Annotated in this window: 13 protein-coding genes; 4 read left to right on the top strand and 9 right to left on the bottom strand. The window is 72.1% G+C overall.

The features are described 5' to 3' along the window. Positions 1-1,050, bottom strand: coding sequence for a saccharopine dehydrogenase NADP-binding domain-containing protein (locus QBL25_RS35075; RefSeq protein WP_409060971.1), 1,050 nt, complete (start codon positions 1,048-1,050; stop codon positions 1-3). A gap of 86 nt (positions 1,051-1,136) precedes the next feature. On the opposite strand from QBL25_RS35075, the gene QBL25_RS35070 reads away from it, so the two are divergent. Further along, positions 1,137-1,769 (top strand): TetR/AcrR family transcriptional regulator, encoded by a 633-nt coding sequence (locus QBL25_RS35070; RefSeq protein WP_409060970.1) that lies wholly within the window; start codon positions 1,137-1,139, stop codon positions 1,767-1,769. Between the two features lie 163 nt (positions 1,770-1,932). On the opposite strand, the gene QBL25_RS35065 is transcribed toward QBL25_RS35070, so the two are convergent. Continuing rightward, positions 1,933-3,372 carry a purine-cytosine permease family protein gene (locus tag QBL25_RS35065; protein WP_409060969.1) on the bottom strand — a complete coding sequence of 480 codons (1,440 nt, stop codon included), beginning with the start codon at positions 3,370-3,372 and terminating at the stop codon, positions 1,933-1,935. Between the two features lie 69 nt (positions 3,373-3,441). Here QBL25_RS35065 and QBL25_RS35060 point away from each other — a divergent pair, with 69 nt between their 5' ends. Together QBL25_RS35060 and QBL25_RS35055 are read left to right on the top strand one after the other, a co-directional pair. Beyond that, positions 3,442-4,134, top strand: coding sequence for a TetR/AcrR family transcriptional regulator (locus QBL25_RS35060; protein WP_409062889.1), 693 nt, complete (start codon positions 3,442-3,444; stop codon positions 4,132-4,134). 245 nt (positions 4,135-4,379) lie between these two features. Next, the gene (locus tag QBL25_RS35055) at positions 4,380-6,011 is read left to right on the top strand and encodes an amidohydrolase (RefSeq protein WP_409060968.1); all 1,632 of its coding nucleotides are present in this window, start codon (positions 4,380-4,382) and stop codon (positions 6,009-6,011) included. 128 nt (positions 6,012-6,139) lie between these two features. On the opposite strand, the gene QBL25_RS35050 is transcribed toward QBL25_RS35055, so the two are convergent. Continuing rightward, complete coding sequence (locus tag QBL25_RS35050; RefSeq protein WP_409060967.1) at positions 6,140-7,507, bottom strand: radical SAM protein; 1,368 nt, start codon at positions 7,505-7,507, stop codon at positions 6,140-6,142. A gap of 181 nt (positions 7,508-7,688) precedes the next feature. Between QBL25_RS35050 and QBL25_RS35045 the strand changes: the two genes are divergently transcribed. Continuing rightward, the gene (locus tag QBL25_RS35045) at positions 7,689-9,293 is read left to right on the top strand and encodes a CAP domain-containing protein (RefSeq protein WP_409060966.1); all 1,605 of its coding nucleotides are present in this window, start codon (positions 7,689-7,691) and stop codon (positions 9,291-9,293) included. Between the two features lie 91 nt (positions 9,294-9,384). On the opposite strand, the gene QBL25_RS35040 is transcribed toward QBL25_RS35045, so the two are convergent. The 6 genes from QBL25_RS35040 to QBL25_RS35015 form a co-directional block, all read right to left on the bottom strand. Continuing rightward, positions 9,385-10,395: a Gfo/Idh/MocA family protein gene (locus tag QBL25_RS35040; RefSeq protein WP_409060965.1), complete on the bottom strand. Its 1,011-nt coding sequence runs from the start codon at positions 10,393-10,395 to the stop codon at positions 9,385-9,387. After that, positions 10,392-11,435 (bottom strand): Gfo/Idh/MocA family protein, encoded by a 1,044-nt coding sequence (locus tag QBL25_RS35035; RefSeq protein ID WP_409060964.1) that lies wholly within the window; start codon positions 11,433-11,435, stop codon positions 10,392-10,394. The genes QBL25_RS35040 and QBL25_RS35035 overlap by 4 nt, the downstream gene beginning before the upstream one ends. A gap of 66 nt (positions 11,436-11,501) precedes the next feature. Then, positions 11,502-12,332, bottom strand: a complete 831-nt coding sequence (locus tag QBL25_RS35030) for a carbohydrate ABC transporter permease (protein ID WP_409060963.1) — start codon at positions 12,330-12,332, stop codon at positions 11,502-11,504. Between the two features lie 124 nt (positions 12,333-12,456). Then, positions 12,457-13,416, bottom strand: a complete 960-nt coding sequence (locus QBL25_RS35025; protein ID WP_409060962.1) for a carbohydrate ABC transporter permease — start codon at positions 13,414-13,416, stop codon at positions 12,457-12,459. Beyond that, positions 13,413-14,669 (bottom strand): ABC transporter substrate-binding protein, encoded by a 1,257-nt coding sequence (locus QBL25_RS35020; protein ID WP_409060961.1) that lies wholly within the window; start codon positions 14,667-14,669, stop codon positions 13,413-13,415. Before QBL25_RS35020 ends, QBL25_RS35025 begins: the two co-directional genes overlap by 4 nt. A gap of 115 nt (positions 14,670-14,784) precedes the next feature. Further along, positions 14,785-15,921 (bottom strand): ROK family protein, encoded by a 1,137-nt coding sequence (locus tag QBL25_RS35015; RefSeq protein ID WP_409060960.1) that lies wholly within the window; start codon positions 15,919-15,921, stop codon positions 14,785-14,787. Between the last annotated feature and the right edge of the window lie 237 nt (positions 15,922-16,158).

Here is a 16,158-nt window from a genome sequence, read left to right as displayed (position 1 = left end):
TCACTCCTCTCCGCCCTCTCCGCGCCGCAGCGTGAGCGTGAACGCGCCCTGCCGCTCCAGGTCCCGCAGGAACGGCTCCGCCGGGAACGCCTCACCGGGCGCGAGGACCCCCGTCTTCGTCGGCCCTCTCCCCTCCGCGATCCGCACCGCGCCCTCGACCGAGGCCAGTGCTCCGGCCCGCCACAGGTCGTGGCCCGTCAACTGCCCGGCCGCGCTGCCTCCTTCCCACATCACCTGGACGGCGACGGTGAAGTCGGTCCGCGCCCGCTCGTCGGCGCCGATGTGTTCGCTGTCGAACGCCTCTTCCGCCTCGAAGGCGCTGGTGCTGAGCATCAAGTCGACGGCCCGTACGGGGACATGGCGCGGCACCGTCACGACCTCGCTCGACGGGAACGGCGCGATCATCGAGCGCGGGCCGAGCGGTGGCGGGAAGGGGAAGACGGCGTTGCGCGGCTCGACGTAACCCGCGTGCAGGGAGCCGTCGCTGAAGGTGAGGCGCTCGGTCTCGGCCAGGAGGTGGGTGGCGGTGTTCTTGGCGCCGGTGGTCAGCCGCCAGCCGTTCACGGCGTACGCGACGACGATCCGGTCGACGCCCGCGATGCCGTCCGCCACCGCTCCCGCCAGGAGGTCGCCGAGGCCGCCGTAGAAGCTGAGACTCGGGATCATGACGGCGCCGGTGCGCTGCGCGGCGGCCTGCGCGGTGTCGAAGACCCCTTTCACGTGGTGGGGTTCGAGCGCGTGGTCGATGTAGTGGCACCCCGCATCGGCGGCGGCGGTGGCGACGGGCGCGCCGGTGACCGCGAAGGGACCCGCGCACTGGATGAGGACGTCGGCGGCGGTCATCACCTCGCGCAGGGCCCGGGCGTCGTCCACGGAGGCGGTACGGGTCGACACCCGCCGCCCCGCGCCGAGTTCGTCGGCCAACGTCCGTAATGCCTCGGTGTCGCGGCCCACCAGGAGTAACTCCGCGTCTCTGGCCAGGAGTTCGGATGCGACGAGGCGTCCCGTGTGGCCATAGGCTCCGTAGATTGCGAAGAGCGGATTCGTCATGCTCAACTCGCTTCCATACCGAAGGTATGCAACTGGTGCGGAACCTACGTACCCCGAGTATGTTCGTCAAGAGGAGCCGACCCGTGATGCCGTCCGCACGACCGACCGGCCGCCGCACCCAGGCGGAACGAAGCGACGCGACCACCGCGCGGCTGGTCGCCGCGGCGCAGCGGCACTTCGGCCGGGACGGGTACGCGACCACCTCGATCGTCGCGGTGGCGGCCACCGCCGGAGTCACCAAAGGCGCGGCCTACCACCACTTCCGGGGCAAGGCCGATCTCTTCCACGCGGTGTTCGTCCGCGAACAGGAGGAGATCGCGGCGGAGTTGGAGCGCGCGGCGGCCGAGGAGCCCGACGCCTGGTCCGCGCTGCGGCGCGGCTGCCGCCGCTTCCTGGAGCACTGCCTGGACCCCGGGTTCCGGCGGATCGTGCTGCTCGACGCGACCGCGGTCCTGGGCTGGGAGACGGTCCGCGAGATCCAGTACGCCCATACGCTGCGGGTGCTGAGGGACGGCATGCGTGCGGCGGCGGGTGCGGGCCACTTCGCCGAGGGGGATCTGGACGTGCGCTGCCAGCTGATGTTCGGAGCGCTGTGCGAGGCGGGCATGCTCCTCGCCCGCTCACCCGACCCGGCCTCCGCCCTCACCTCGGTGACGGCGGAGGCCGAACGCCTCCTGACGGCGCTCGCGGCGCCCGGAAGCCAGGCCTTCCCGGGTTAGGTCGTGTCCGCAAAGTGGTGCGGTGGTTGGCCTGTTCGCGATGCGTCGTCATGAGCTGACAGATGAGTCGTGGGCGGTGATCGAGCCGTGGGGAAGGGGGGCGGGACGACCGGGGTGGGCTCCGGCCGCCCCGCGGCTCGTTGGGGGCGGTGGTCGCCGCGGCTCAGTGGGGGGCGGCGGTCGCCGCGACCGCGCGGCGCCCCAGCACCACGTACATGACCGTGGAGACCACCATGCCGACCGGCAGGGAGAGGTCCATGCCGCCGGTGCCGGCGGCGACCGGACCGGTGTAGAAGGTGTTCACGCAGAGGGCGGCGGCGGCCACGCCCGTCAGCAGGGAGGCGGCTCCCGCCCAGTTGACTCCGCCGGTGAACCAGAAGGGGCTGCCGGGGGTCTCGTCCGAGAGCGCGACGCCGTCGTACCGGTTGCGGCGCAGCACGACGTCCGTCGCGTACACGGCCATGAGCGGGCCGATCAGGACGGTGATCGCCTGGAGGGCGTTGCTGACGGTGTCGAGGAAGTTGGAGGCGAGCAGCCCGTAGAGGGTGAGGCTCACCGCGACGGCCCCGTCGAAGAGAACGCTGACGGTACGGCGGATGCGCAGGCCGACGGCCTGGAGGGCGAGGCCCGCGCTGTAGGCGGTCAGGGCGTTGATGGAGATCGTGCCCAGGATCAGGGACAGCAGGAAGACCGGCGTGAACCAGCCGGGCAGGATCTCCTGGAGCGCGTTCTGGGGGTCCGTCATGTCGACGGCCGTCGCGGCGAACGCGCCGAGCGAGCAGACGACGACGCTCGGCGCGAAAGAACCGAGCGCGGTCCAGCCCGCGACCGCCTTCGGCGGGGCCGTGCGGGGCAGGTAGCGGGAGAAGTCGGCGCTCGTGGTGTACGAGAGCGGGCCCGAGGCGACCATCGCCGTGCCCGCGATGAGCGCCGCCCACAGGTCCGTGCCGGTCGGCGGCTCGGCGGGGACGTACGAGAAGTCGGCGTGCCGGAAGACCGCCAGCGCGACGACGGTGAAGGAACCGGCCAGGGCCAGCGTGATCGGCAGGTACAGCTTGATGATCAGGCCGTGCCCGTACACGCTGATGCCGAGGGTGAGCGCGGCGATGACGACGATGACGACGACCTTCACCGGGGTGTTCGCCGTGATGCCGAGCTTCTCGACCAAGGCGAAGGCGGCGGTCGCGGCGGCGGCCAGGTTGAGGGCGAAGTAGCAGACGGAGACGAGCCAGCCGCCGATCGCGTTGTTCACGCGGTTGCCGATGACGCCGTAGAGGGCGCGGGTGATGACCTCGCTGGGCGCGCCCGCGGCGGGGCCCGGGGTGGCGACCAGGCCGGTGAGCACGCTGAAGAGGTTGCCGACGACGATCGCGGCGAGCGACTGCCAGAGGGTCAGCCCCATCAGGACCAGGGCACCGCCGACGACGAGGCTGAGGTAGTTGACGCTGGCGGCGGCCCAGACGGCGAACAGTTGGCGCGGGTTGCCGTGGCGCTCCTCGTCGGAGATGTGATCGATGCCGTGGGCCTCGATGCCGCCGGGCCGGTCGGCCGGCGGGGTGACCTCGGCGCGGGCGGCGCCGGGGTCGGGGATCGTGGAAGCCATGCGGCCCTCCGGATGCGTGTGGTGCCCACCTGGTTGCTTATTGGTCGCACACTCAATAGCATCGCCGGTATGCCGTCAAGCGTTCAGCGCAAGAGAATTCGGAAAACTCCCGAGGCCCGCAGGGCGGAGATCGTGGAGACCGCCGCCCGCGTCGCCCTGACCGAGGGCCTGGAGTGCGTCACGCTCCGGCGCATCGCCGACGAGCTCGCCGTGCGCCCCGGTCTGATCAGCCACTACTTTCCCTCGGCGGAGGATCTGGTGGCCGAGGCCTTCAGCGTCGCCGCCACCGGCGAGCTCAACGCCCTGCTGCCCGCCGACCGCCTCGACGGGACCCCCACGCAGTACCTCGCCCGCTACTTCGCCCTCTCGGCCGGAGAGGGGTACGACGACATCAGCCGCCTGTGGATCAACGCCCGGCACCTCAGCCGCTACCGGCCCGTGCTCCGCGACCGGGTCGCCGAACAGGAGCTCGCCTCCGACGACCGCCTCGAAGGCCTCATCCGCGAGGGCGTCGAACGCGGTGAGTTCCGCACGGACGACCCGCGCGCGGCGGCCATCCAGATCCTGGTGGTCCTCGACGGCCTCGGCGCCCACGCCAACACCGACCGCAGCAACCGCCCGGAGGCGGTGACGCGGATGGCGGTGACGACGGCGGAGCGGGAACTCGGCCTGCCGTACGGCGCCCTGACGGACGTACGGCTGCCGGGGGAACCGGCCGAAGGGACCGACCGATCGAACGCACCGGCCCGGCCGGTCCGGTGACACCGGCCGAGCCACGCTGACGAGCGGGGGCCGCCACGTCACGCCGGACGGCGCGCACCCGCACGTCCGCTGATCCTGCTGTCGGGCGGCGCCTCCGCCGACGCGCGACGCCGGGCGTCTCCGCCCGCGGCCGGCAGCGGGCCGCGCCGCCGGCCGCCCCACCGCCCCAGCAGCCCGGCCCCCGTCCACCGGCCTCACCCCCACCCTCCACATCCACCTCCGCCTCCCCCCTTCCTGGAGCCACCGTGCGTACCCGACTCGTCCTGCACTCCGCCCGTCTGCTCGACCCCGGCACGGGGGCCTTCCTGCCGGAGACCGCGCTCGCCGTCTCCGACGACGGCCGGATCGCCGCCCTGGGCGACGACCGCGAGATCCGGGCGCTGGCCGCTCCGGCGACGACCGTCGTCGACCTCAAGGGAGCCGTCGTCACCCCCGGGTTCGTCGACGGGCACCTGCACCCCGTCTCCGGGGCCGAACTCACCCACGGCCTCGACCTGTCGCACTGCGCCGACCTCGACGACGTACGAGAGGCGCTGGCGCGCGAGGTGCGGTCCCCCGACCGCGGTCAGTGGCTCTTCGGCTGGGGCCTGGATCCGAACGTCTTCGGCGACCGGCCCGTCGGGACCGCTCCCTTCGACGCGGTGCTTGACGGGGTGCCGGCCTTCCTGCTGCTCTTCGACGCGCACTCGGCCCTGGCCAGCCGCCGGGCCCTCGAACTCGCCGGGGTCGACGGCCCCCACGCCTTCGACCAGGCCTCCGCCGAGGTCGTCTGCGACGCCGACGGACGCCCGACCGGACTGCTCCAGGAGGACGCCGCCTGCGAGCTGGTCGAACGGGTCGCCCCCCGGCCGACGCGCGAGGAGAGCCGGCAGCGGCTCACGGCGGCGCTGCGGTCCATGGCGGCGGCGGGCCTCACCGGTGGTCACGCCATGGACGCCAACGGCGACAGCCTCGCCCTGTACGGAGAGCTCGACGCGGCCGGCGAGCTGCCGCTGCGGCTCCGGGTCGCGCCCTGGTGCCAGCCGGGCACCGACGCCGACGGGGTACACGCGCTGATCGAGCAGCAGGGCACGGGCGGGGAACTGTGGCAGGTCACCGGCGTGAAGCTCTTCATGGACGGGACGATCGACAACGGCACGGCGTGGCTGGAACGGCCGGACTGCCACGGCGAGTCCACGCACGCGTTCTGGCCGGACCCCGAGGCGTACACCCGGATCGTCGGGGAGCTGCACCGGGCGGGGGTGCCGACAGCGACGCACGCCATCGGCGACGCGGCCGTACGCCACGTCCTGGACTCCGTCGAGAAGGCACGGGCGGGCGGGGACGGCGGTGCGGTACGGCACCGGGTGGAGCACATCGAGACGGTGCCGGACGACACGCTGCGCCGCTTCGCCGAGCTGGGCGTCCTGGCGTCGATGCAGCCCACCCACTGCTGCGACTTCACCCGCGCCGACCACACCGACAACTGGTCGCGGCGCCTCGGTGAGGAGCGCGCCGGGCGCGCGTGGCGCTGCCGGGACCTGGCGGACTCGGGGGCGACCGTGGTCCTCGGCTCGGACTGGCCGATCGCGCCGTTCCCGCCGCTGGGCGTGATGGCGGGGGCCCGGCACCGGCGCCCGGGCCGTGACCTCCGGCAGGCTCCGCACGGGCCGGAACAGGCGCTCACGGCGCTGGAGGCGCTGCGGGGGATGACGACGGCGGCGGCGTACGCGGCCGGCGAGGAGCATGAGGCGGGGCGGCTGGCCGTCGGCTTCCGCGCCGATCTGACGGCGCTGGCGGCGGATCCCCTGACGACCCCGGCGACGGAACTCCCGGACGTCCCGGTCCGCCTGACGGCGGTGGCGGGGCGGCTGACGTTCCGCGCGACGGACCTCTGACACCGGGCCGGAGGGCCCAGCGGGGGCGTGTCCGCAAAGCCATGGTCACCATCGCCTGCCTACTGCTCTGGCTTCCCTGACTTTGCGGACACGCCCCAGGCCCTTGTCGGGCTGGGAGTCTTCTCTGGCTAGGCCTTCTCGGGGACGACGTCTCCGGTCACGCGGTCCTCGGGTGCGGCCGCGTCCGGGGCCAGGCTGTCCATGAAGGAGGAGACGGAGAACACGGCGCGCCCCGGTCCCGCGGGACCGTAACCGGGAGGCGAGGAAAGGCCGTTGGCCTCCATCGTCGCGCGGTACGCCTCAAGGAGACGCACGTGGTACTCCAGCGGGGCGCCCAGCGGGTTGGCCTTGCCCAGCGGCGTCGTGGGCTCGGGGCACCACGTGGTGAAGCGGGGCGTGATGCCGCGCGACATGAAGTACTGGAGGCCCTCGACGGTGGAGTCGATGGCCTCGCCGACCGTCTTGAAACCGAAGGGCTCCGCCATCTCCACGCCCGCCACGAAGTTCGGGATGACGTTGCGCGGGCCGAAGACCTCGGCGGAGTCCAGGATGCGGCGGTGCCACTCGTCGCGGCCGACGTAGCGCTCCTTGCCGGGGCAGTAGCGCTCGAAGAGGTACGGGTCCCACACCTCGTAGTTGGGGTGGTAGATCCGCACGCCGTAGTCGTGGAAGCGCTGGACGTCCGCCTTGGGCAGCGCCTGCGCGACGACCTTGCCGATCCAGCGGCCGGGGAAGCGCTCCTCGATGGCCTTCGCGTACTGCCCGTAGAAGTCGGCCTCGTCCTTGCCCTGGAGCCGCGAGGTGATGGCGCCACCGGTGAGCGTGTACGCGGTGGAGGCCTTCGCCGTGTCGTACTTGTCGATGATGGCGAGGGCTTCGAGGACCTCGTCCATCGGCTTCACGCCCGTGTAGGGGCGGCCCGCCGCCTTCTGCTGGCGCCAGTTGTGGTTGATGTCGCAGTACCCGCACTCCTCCTTGGCGCCGAAGTACTGGCAGACCCGGAAGACCGTCAGGTAGATGAGGTAGCCCCACTGGATGGTGGGTGCCACCTCCATGACGGACTTGCCGTTCTCCAGCGTGTGCCGGTAGTAGTCCGGCATCGGGGGCAGGCCCACGTCGGAGATGCGGACGCCGTCCAGGTAGAGGCCGAGCACGCCGTGGTCGTCGGCGGCCACGCGGTAGGGCGACGAGGGGTTCACGCGGACCGAGACGACCGTGCGGCGCAGGTCGTACGGACCGCCGGTCAGGACGATCTCCTCGGGCGGGCGGCGCAGGGCGGCGGCGCCGAGCTCGGGCAGGGTGCTGTGGTCGAAGGAGAAGATGAAGTAGGACTTCGGCTTGACCTCGCCGCCCTCGTTGTCACTGAGCGCGGACTCGTCGAACGCCATTCCGCCCCTGAGCAGGTCCTCCTTGATCACCGCCTCCCGCGGCACCTGCGGGAACCGCTCCATGAGTCCCTCTACGAGCTGGGTACGGCTCTCGCTGCGGCTTGCCATCTGCCGGGCACCTCGGATCCTGTCGGTGAATTGTGCTTTCCCGTACCCCCCACGCTAATACGCGCCTTTCGCGGCGCGGATCCGGCTCCGGTCCCTGGCAGCCTCCGCCGTGCGGCGGCGCCTTGGGCGGCGGGTCGCCGGGGGCGGGAACCCGGCGGTGCCGGCCTCGCGTTGTCCTGGCATGAACGAGCTGGTTGCCGGGGGGAACGTGGAGCTGCCGGAGGGGGCCGTCACCCTCCGGGTGCCCGGTCCCTTCGACCTGTCCGTGATCGTGACGGGTGACAGCGGGAAGGTCGCGGGGGACGGGGACTTCGTCTTCTACAACCAGCCCGCCGCGCCGGGCGCCCGGCTCCAGGGCGACGCCGTCACGGTGGACGGGCGGCGCCTGCGCACCGGCGCGAGCCGCGTCACCGTCGCCGTCAGCGCCGCCGAGCCCGGCACCCCCTTGGGCCGCCTGCCGGGCATCGCGCTCCAGGTGCACGGGCCGGGCGGCCGGATGGTGGCGCGTTTCACACCACCGCGCCCGGACCGCGAGACGGTCCTGCTGCTCGCGGAGATCTACCGCCGCGGCCCGGGCTGGAAACTCCGGGCCATCGGCCAGGGGTACGCGGACGGCCTCGCGGGGGTGGCACGGGACTTCGGCGTGGACATCACGGAGGACGAGACGCCGCCGCCGGGGGTGGGTGCGGGGCGGCCGACGGGTGCGGGCCGAGCGGCCGGGGCAGGATCAGCCGGTGCTGGGCGGGCGGCCGGTCCGGGGCAGGCTGCCGGTGCTGGGCCGGGGGCCGGTGTTGGACCGGGGGCCGGTGCTGGGCCGGGGGCCGGTGCTGGGCCGGGGGCTCATGGTTCTGTTCCCTCGCGGGTGGTTGCTCCCGGTGGGCCGGGGGGTCCTGCGGCTTCCGCTTACTCCCGGCCCCCGGCTGCCGCTCCCGGTGGGCCTTCGGTCGTTGGCTCTGGCGGTGCGCCCTCTCCTCCGTTTCAGCAACCCTCGTACGCGCCCGCTGCCGCCTCCCCCGACGCCTTCCTGCCGCTGGTCAACGCCGCGCGGGGCTCCGCCGGGGTCCCGCCTGTCGCCCTTGACGGCCGTCTCACCGCCGCCGCGCACGCGCATGCCGCCGGGATGGCCGCGCGGGGTGCCCTCGGCTCGGAGCACCTCGACGGCACCTCCGTGTATCAGCGCGTCGTCGCCAGTGGGTACGCGTATCTGGCCATCGGGGAGCATCTGGTCTCCGGGCCGCGCACGCCCGCCGACTTCCTGGAGTACTGCCTCTCCGGCGAGGAGTCGCGGCGGACGGTGCTCAGCCGCGCGTACACGCACGTCGGGGTGGCCCACACCGCCGACGCGCGCTCCGGTGACCTCTACTGGACGGCGCTGTGGGCCAGCCCCTTCAGCCCGCAGGGCCTCGCGCAGTGGGGCTCGGCCGTGCTGCGTCTCACCAACGCCGAGCGGACGGCCACCGGCCTGCGCCCCCTCTCCCCCGACCCCCTCCTGACCGTGGCGGCGCAGCGGCACAGCGCGGACATGATCGCCCGGGCCTTCTACGCCCACACGTCGCCCGACGGCGGCGAACCCTGGCACCGCGCGTCCGCCGCGGGCAGCACGCACCGGGCGATCGGAGAGAACATCGCCTGCGGTCAGCGCACACCCGCCGAGGTGGTGGACGGCTGGATGAACAGCCCCGGCCACCGGGCCAACATCCTCAAGCCGTCCTTCACCCACCTCGGCGTCGGTTTCGCGGGCGGCGGCTCCGCGGGGACGTACTGGACGCAGCTATTCGGAGGCTGACGCGGCTCGTCGACGGCTGAGGAGGACCACCCGGCCACCCGGACCCGCCGGGACCCGCCGTGGCCCCCCGGGCCCCCGGCGGCCACCGCCCTCAGCCCACCGCCACCGGAACCCCGCTCCGGGCCGACGCGTAGCCCGCCGTCACGATCTTCAGCGTCCGCAGCCCGCCCTCGCCGTCGGCCACGTCCATGCCGCCCTCGCCGGGCCCGTACAGGAACGCGCTCAGCATCCGCTCGTCCAGGTCCGCGCCGAAGGACAGCTCAAGACCGCGTCGGTGTCGTTCGCTGTAGCCGTGGACCGCCTGGTCGAAGGCGTCCATCTCCAGGGTCGCCCGCTCGGCGACCACGGTGAGTTCGAGGCCGCCCCAGGAGTGGTGGGAGCGGGGGTGCGACCAGCTGCAGTCGATCGTGGCCACGGAGCCGTTGTCGTAGGTCACGGTGACCAGACCGCTGGTCTCGGCCTCGACCTCACCCTCGTACATGCGGTTGTTCGTCTGGGCGTACACGTCGACGGGGCGCGCGTCACCGAAGAGATCGTCCAGGAGGTCGGCGATGTGGACCGTGTGGTCCATCAGGGCGCCCCCGCCCGCCAGCCCGGGGTCGGCGAACCAGCGCCGCGAGCTCGGCATGGAGCCGTTGTTCGCACCGGACACGGTCAGCACCCGGCCTGCCTCGCCGGACGCCAGGGCCGCCTTCACGGCCGCGTACGCGGGGCTGAAGCGCACCGGGAAGGCGACCGCGAGCCGCACGCCGGCCGCCCGACACGCCGCCAGCATCGCCTCGCCGTCCTCGACCGTCGTGGCCAGCGGCTTCTCGCACAGGACGTCGACGCCGTGCGCCGCGGCCAGCTCCACGAGCGGGCGGTGGCGCGCGTTCTCCGAACAGACGATCACCGCGTCCGGGCCCCAGGCGAAGGCCTCCTCGTACGTGTCCGCGTACGCGACCCCCCTCTCCTCGGCGAAGGCGCGCCCCCGCACCTCTTCGGGCGCTGCCGACCCGCTGTCCGGATCGCTGCCGAGCACCTCGACGCCGGGCATCCGCGCCAGGAGCCGCAGGTAACCGGCCGCGTGCACGTGGGCGAACGACAGAACGGCGACCTTCATCGCGCGACCTCCTCGACAGTGCTGTTCCCGGCCCCGATCTCGATCGCCCGGCCCGTACGGCTTGACTCGACGGCCGCAGCGGCGATGCGCACCGCCTCGATCCCGTCCCGCGCGCTCACCCGCGGCTCCGGGCCGCCGTCCGCCCACGACGCCGCGAACTCGCGCAGCTCGGACAGGTAGGGGCTCTCCGTCATGGGGCTGGAGGGGACGCCCTCGTTGGCCGCGCGCACTCCTTGGGCGGTGAGCCGGTATCCGGGCACGGACGTGGAGTCGTGTCGCAGCAGACCGTCGGCGCCCGCGACGCGGAACGTCGTACGGAACTGCTGGTCGGGCAGGCCCCAGAGGCCGGTGACGTGACTGATCGCGCCGGAGGCGTGGGTGAGGACGGCGGTCGCGGAGACGACCTCGGCCCGGTCGTCGCCCGTGGCGTGCTCGACGCCGCGCGTCTGGGCGTGCACGCGGACGACGTCGCCCGCGATCCAGCGGGCGATGTCGATGTCGTGCACCATCAGGTCCATGATGACGCCGCCGGACTGGGCGGGGTCGCCGAACCAGGGCGCCCACTGCGGCCGCGCCCCGCCCCGTGTGAACCGCAGCACCGCGAGGTCTCCCAGGTCGCCCCGCTCGACGGCTTCCCGCATCGCCGCGTAGGCCGGGAAGTACCGCACGACATGGGCGGGATGCAGCCGTACGCCCGCTGCTTCGGCGGCCTTCGCGATCTCCTCCGCGTCGGCGGCGTCGAGGGCCAGGGGCTTCTCGCAGATGACGTGACGGCCCGCCGCGACGGCGGCGAGGGCGAGTTCTTTGTGGGTCGGGGTGGGGGTGCAGATGTCGACGGCGGTGCAGTCGGCCGGCAGGTCGTCGAGGCTCGCCACCGCGGCGACCTCGTGCCTCGCGTACTCGGCGGCGAGCTTCTCCGCCGAGCCGTCGACGGTGTACACGCTGACGCGCGCCCCCAGTTCGAGCCAGCCGGGGAGATGAGCGCGGGCTATGCCGCCCGCGCCGATCAGACCGATGTGCAGCGGTCCCATGGATCCCATGGAGGGGTTACCTTTCCTGGTGCCTGGATCTGGTGCCTGGCCCTCGTGCCTGTACTTGGTCGGGGTTCAGCTCTTGGAGCCGGAGAGCGCGACGCTCTGCACGAAGTGCCGTTGCAGGAGGACGTAGACGACGAGCATGGGCAGGCTCGCGATGAGCGAACCGGCCATCATCACGGGGTAGTTGGTCTCGAACTGCCCCTCCAGGGAGGTCAGTCCGGCGCTGATGGGCATCTTCTGCGGGTCGGTGTTGACGATCAGCGGCCACAGGAGGTCGTTCCACGACCACATCGCGGTGATGACGGCGAGCGCGGCCAGCGCCGGCCGCACCAGCGGCAGCATGACCGACCAGAAGATGCGGAAGGCGCCCGCGCCGTCGATCCGCGCCGCCTCCTCCAGCTCCTTGGGCAGCGTGAGGAAGAACTGCCGCAGCATGAACGTCCCGAACGCGCTGAACATGCCGGGCAGGAACAGCGCGGGCGCCGAGTTGAGCAGGCCGAGCCGCTGGATGATGTCGTACTGCGGCAGGACGAGCAGGGAGCTCGGCACCATGAGGACGGACAGGAAGAGCGCGAACAGGACGTTGCGGCCGCGGAACCGCATGCGGGCGAAGGCGTAGGCGGCCAGCGAGCAGAACACCAGCTGTCCGACCGTGCGCCCCACGGTGTTGAGGACGCTGTTGAAGAGCATTTCCCGGAAGGGCAGGGCGGTGAAGACCTCCTCGAAGCTCGACCAGTTCCAGGTGTCGGGCAGGAAGGTGGGCGGCACCTTGGCCGTCTCGGCCAGGGACTTGGCCGCGGTGAGCAGCTGCCACAGGAAGGGGAAGACCATCACGAGGGCGCCGAGCGAGAGCACGGCGTGGGTGGCGACGGAGCCGCCGTCGAACCGGCGCCGCCTCACGGGACGCGCGGATGACTCAGGACGCGGGGACGACTCGGAGCGCACGGATGACTCGGGGCGTGCGGATGACTCGGGGCGTGCGGATGACTCGGAGCGTACGGATGACTCGGGGCGTATGGATGGCTCACGCATAGTGCACCCACCTCTTCTGAAGCCTGAACTGCACCAGCGTCAGCGCCGCGATGATCAGCATGAGCAGGAAGGCGAGCGCGGCGGCGGCGCCCTGGGCGTTCTCGATGAAGGCCCATTTGTAGAAGAGGCTCACCACGGACTGGGTGTCGCCGATCGCCGGGTTCTTCTCGGCCATCATGATGTAGATCAGGTCGAAGGTCTGGAGCGAGTTGATCATGCAGATGATGGACGCGAAGAAGATCGTCGGGCTGAGCAGCGGCAGCGTGATCGTGAAGAAGCGGCGCAGCGGCCCGGCGCCGTCGAGTTCCGCGGCTTCGTAGTAGTCCTGCGGGATGCCCTTGATGCCCGCCATGAAGATGATCAAGTAGTAGCCGGTGGTCGACCAGACCATCACGGTGCCGATCGCGTACACGGCGGTCGAGGGGTCGGAGACCCAGTAGCGGCGGTCCGCGCCGAACCAGTCGAGGACTTCGTTGATCAGCCCGTAGTCGCCGTTGTAGAGCCAGTTCCAGACGAGCCCCACGGCGACGGGCAGCGTCACGAACGGCACGAAGTACAAGGCCCGGTAGACGGAGACGCCCCGCAGTCCGCGCCGGTTGAGCAGCGCCGCGACGCCGATGGCGAGGGGAAGGGCGAGCAGTCCGACGACGCAGTAGATCAGGGTGTTGCCGAGCGCCTGCCAGACGGTGACGTCCTTGAGGACGCGCACGTAGTTGTCCGTGCCGGTCCAGGTGGTGCCGCCGAACGGCCCGAACTCGGTGAAGCTGTAGTAGAAGGTCTGGAGCAGGGGCCAGAAGTAGAAGACGGCGAAGCCGATGCCGAGCGGCGCGACGAAGAGGTAGGCGGCGCGCTGGTTGCGTGAGGCGGGGGCGGATCCGGCCGCCGGTTTGCCGCGCCCAGCCCCCTTCCCGGCCGCCTTCGCGGCCGCCGTGGAGGGAAAGACACTCATCATGCGCGCTCCTCCTTCAAGGCCCGGTCCATCTGTTCGCCCAGCGTGCGCGCGGCGCTCTCGATGCCGCCCTTGCCGCTGAACGCGGCTCCCAGGAGCGGGTATTGGAGGTTCTCCCAGACGGCGGTGTTCTTCGAGCTGGGGTAGGGAACGGCGTACTCCAGCATGTCGACGAAGCACTTCAGGTCGAACTCGGGCATCGACGTGAACCAGGCGTCCTGCGTCCCCTCGTACGAGGAGAGGGTGACGCCCGAAGCCCCTTGGATCTCGGCGGCCTCGCGGCCCGCCATGAAGTGGACGAACTTCCAGGCCGCCTCTTTCTTGCGGCTCTTGGCGGAGATGACGTTGGCGAGGCCGTGGACGATCGTCGCGCGCTCCCGGCCCTTGGGCAGGACGGTGACGTCGGCGTGGTCCTTGAGCGCGGGAACGGCGTGGTACTGCCCGGAGAACGCGGATATCTCGTAGGTCATGGCGGCCTTCTCCGACCAGAAGCGGTTGCGGGCCTTGGATTCGACCATCGCGCTCTGCGGCGGCGACCAGCCGCGGTCGATCATGTCGGTCCAGTAGCGCAGGCCCTCGATGGAACGCTCGTCGCCGAAGCCGGACTTCCCGTCCTCGATGACGTAGCCGCCCGCTCCGTAGATGGCGGGGTAGAGCTGGCCTTGGCGGTCCATCTCTGCCGCCATGCCGTGGACGCGCTCGCGGGGGTGCGTGAGTTCGGCGGCGGCGTCGCGCACGTCGTCCCAGGTCCACGTGGCGTCGGGGTACTTGATGCCCGCCTTGTCGAAGAGCGCCTTGTTGTACCAGAGGCCGATGGTGTCGAAGTCCTTGGGGATGCCGTACTGCTCGCCCTGGTAGGCGTAGATCTTCACGAGTGACCCGGGGTGGCGGTCGAGGGGCGTCGCGTCGCTCTTGATGTGTCCGCTCAGGGGCTCCAGGACGCCGTTCGACGCGTACAGCTGGAGGTTGACCGCGTTCATCCAGAACACGTCGGGGGCGGTGCCGCCGCGCATGGCGGTCTTCAGGGTGGTCCAGTAACTCGACCACGGGGTGAGCTCCATGCGCACGGAGATGCCGGGGTTCTCCTTCTCGAAGGCGTCGATCACCTTCTGAAGGCCCGGCACTTGGGCCACGTCCCACACCCCGTACGAGAGGGTGGTCCGGCCGCCGCTCGCCTTGCCCTGGTCACCGCCGCCCGAGCAGGCGGCGAGCAGGGGCGCCGCCAGCGCTCCGGACAGCAGGGTCCTCCTGCGCATGAACGCCTCCTTCGCTTCGTTCGTTTCCTTCGCTTCGTTCGTTTCCTTCGTTTCCTTCGCTTCGTTCGCTTCGGGCCCGCGCACCCGTACGCCGCCGGGCCCGCGCACGGGTGGGCTAGAGCGCCGAGTCCGTCAGGAGATCGGATTCGACCTGGTCAAGTGCCTTGCGTACGGCGCCGATCGCGACGCCCTGTTCGCCGAGCGCGCTCAGCGCGATGCGCGGGACGTACAGGGTCAGGGGGCGCAGCCTGTCCTCGATCAGCGGCACGAGATGGCTGCCGAGCGGGGTCGCGCCGCCGGTGAGCACCACCAGTTCCGGGTCGACGGCGAGGGCGAGCGCGGCGATGCCCGGCGTGATGCGGTCGGCGAAGTCCGCGACGGCGGCGAGGGCCCGCGGGTCGGCGCCGTCGGCCGCGCGGGCGAGGGCGGCCACCTCGGACTCGCCGGGGCGCCGCTCGCCCTGCCAGCGCAGGGCGTCCTGCGCGGTGTTCATGCCGAGCAGCGGAAGCAGGCCGAGCTCGCCCGCGCCGCCGCGCCGCCCCCGGTGCAGCCGGCCGCCGATGGTGAGACTGCACGCCACGCGGTGGCCGGTCAGGACGCAGACGACGTCACCGGCGAGCGTGGCGGCGCCCTGCCAGCGCTCGGCGAGCACGGCGAGGTTGACGTCGTTCTCGACGAGGGTGTGGCCCGCCTCCCCCTCGGAGAGCAGCCGGGCGAGGTCGACGCCGGACCATTCGGGGATGACGTGGGAGGTGAGAGTGCCGCCCGCGTCGACGACGCCCGGTACGCCCACGCAGCGGGCGAGGATGTCGTCGCGCCGCACGGCGTGCGCGTCCAGGAAGGCGTCGAGGCTCTCGCGCAGGAGGTCGAGCCGCCGGGCTCCGCCCAGGTCGGGGTCGATGTCCTCGCGCCGCACGGCGAGCACCGTCCCGCCCAGATCGGCCAGGAGCAGCACCATCTTGTGCAGGCCGATGTCGGCGCCCACGACACGGCCGGCCTCCACGCGGAAGCGGAACCGCCGGGCGGGCCGTCCCGGCGTGCGCTCGGCGGCGTCGCGTTCGGCCTCCCCCGCCCAGCCGTGCGCGGTCAGTTCCTCCACTGCGGATTCCACGGTGGGCCGGGAGAGTCCGGTACCGGCGGCGAGTTCCGCGAGGGTCTGGGGACTGCGCCGGTGCAGGGCGCGCAGCACGACGGTGGTGTTCAGCCGCCGCAGCGAGGCGAGATCGTGCCCCCGTGTCCCGTTCCGCAACACTTCTTCACCCCATGTCGAGGCCGGGGCAGGCCAGTTGACCAGCGGGTCGACGGCCGCTCCCGGAGATTAAGGAGGAGACTTGCATATCCCCGACCGGCGGGGAACCCCCCGCACACCATCCCCTTGCGCGCCGCCGCGAGACCGGGCGTCACTGGAGCGCACCGGGGCCCGGCCATGGAACGTCCGGTCCTGGAGCGCCCGGTCCTGGAACAGCCGGTCCTGGAATGTCCGGTCCTG

The sequence above is a fragment of the Streptomyces sp. SYP-A7185 genome (assembly GCF_046103685.1).
In the GTDB taxonomy this organism is placed as follows: domain Bacteria; phylum Actinomycetota; class Actinomycetes; order Streptomycetales; family Streptomycetaceae; genus Streptomyces.
Note: the sequence above shows the minus strand (reverse complement) of the source record. Positions and strands in the feature narration are given on the sequence as shown.

Bases quoted from the DNA above. Each gene is read 5' to 3' on its own strand.
- QBL25_RS35075 (WP_409060971.1), bottom strand. From the start codon at position 1,050: ATGACGAATCCGCTCTTCGCAATCTACGGAGCCTATGGCCACACGGGA.
- QBL25_RS35070 (WP_409060970.1), top strand. From the start codon at position 1,137: ATGCCGTCCGCACGACCGACCGGCCGCCGCACCCAGGCGGAACGAAGC.
- QBL25_RS35065 (WP_409060969.1), bottom strand. From the start codon at position 3,372: ATGGCTTCCACGATCCCCGACCCCGGCGCCGCCCGCGCCGAGGTCACC.
- QBL25_RS35060 (WP_409062889.1), top strand. From the start codon at position 3,442: ATGCCGTCAAGCGTTCAGCGCAAGAGAATTCGGAAAACTCCCGAGGCC.
- QBL25_RS35050 (WP_409060967.1), bottom strand. From the start codon at position 7,507: ATGGCAAGCCGCAGCGAGAGCCGTACCCAGCTCGTAGAGGGACTCATG.
- QBL25_RS35045 (WP_409060966.1), top strand. From the start codon at position 7,689: ATGAACGAGCTGGTTGCCGGGGGGAACGTGGAGCTGCCGGAGGGGGCC.
- QBL25_RS35040 (WP_409060965.1), bottom strand. From the start codon at position 10,395: ATGAAGGTCGCCGTTCTGTCGTTCGCCCACGTGCACGCGGCCGGTTAC.
- QBL25_RS35035 (WP_409060964.1), bottom strand. From the start codon at position 11,435: ATGGGATCCATGGGACCGCTGCACATCGGTCTGATCGGCGCGGGCGGC.
- QBL25_RS35025 (WP_409060962.1), bottom strand. From the start codon at position 13,416: ATGATGAGTGTCTTTCCCTCCACGGCGGCCGCGAAGGCGGCCGGGAAG.
- QBL25_RS35020 (WP_409060961.1), bottom strand. From the start codon at position 14,669: ATGCGCAGGAGGACCCTGCTGTCCGGAGCGCTGGCGGCGCCCCTGCTC.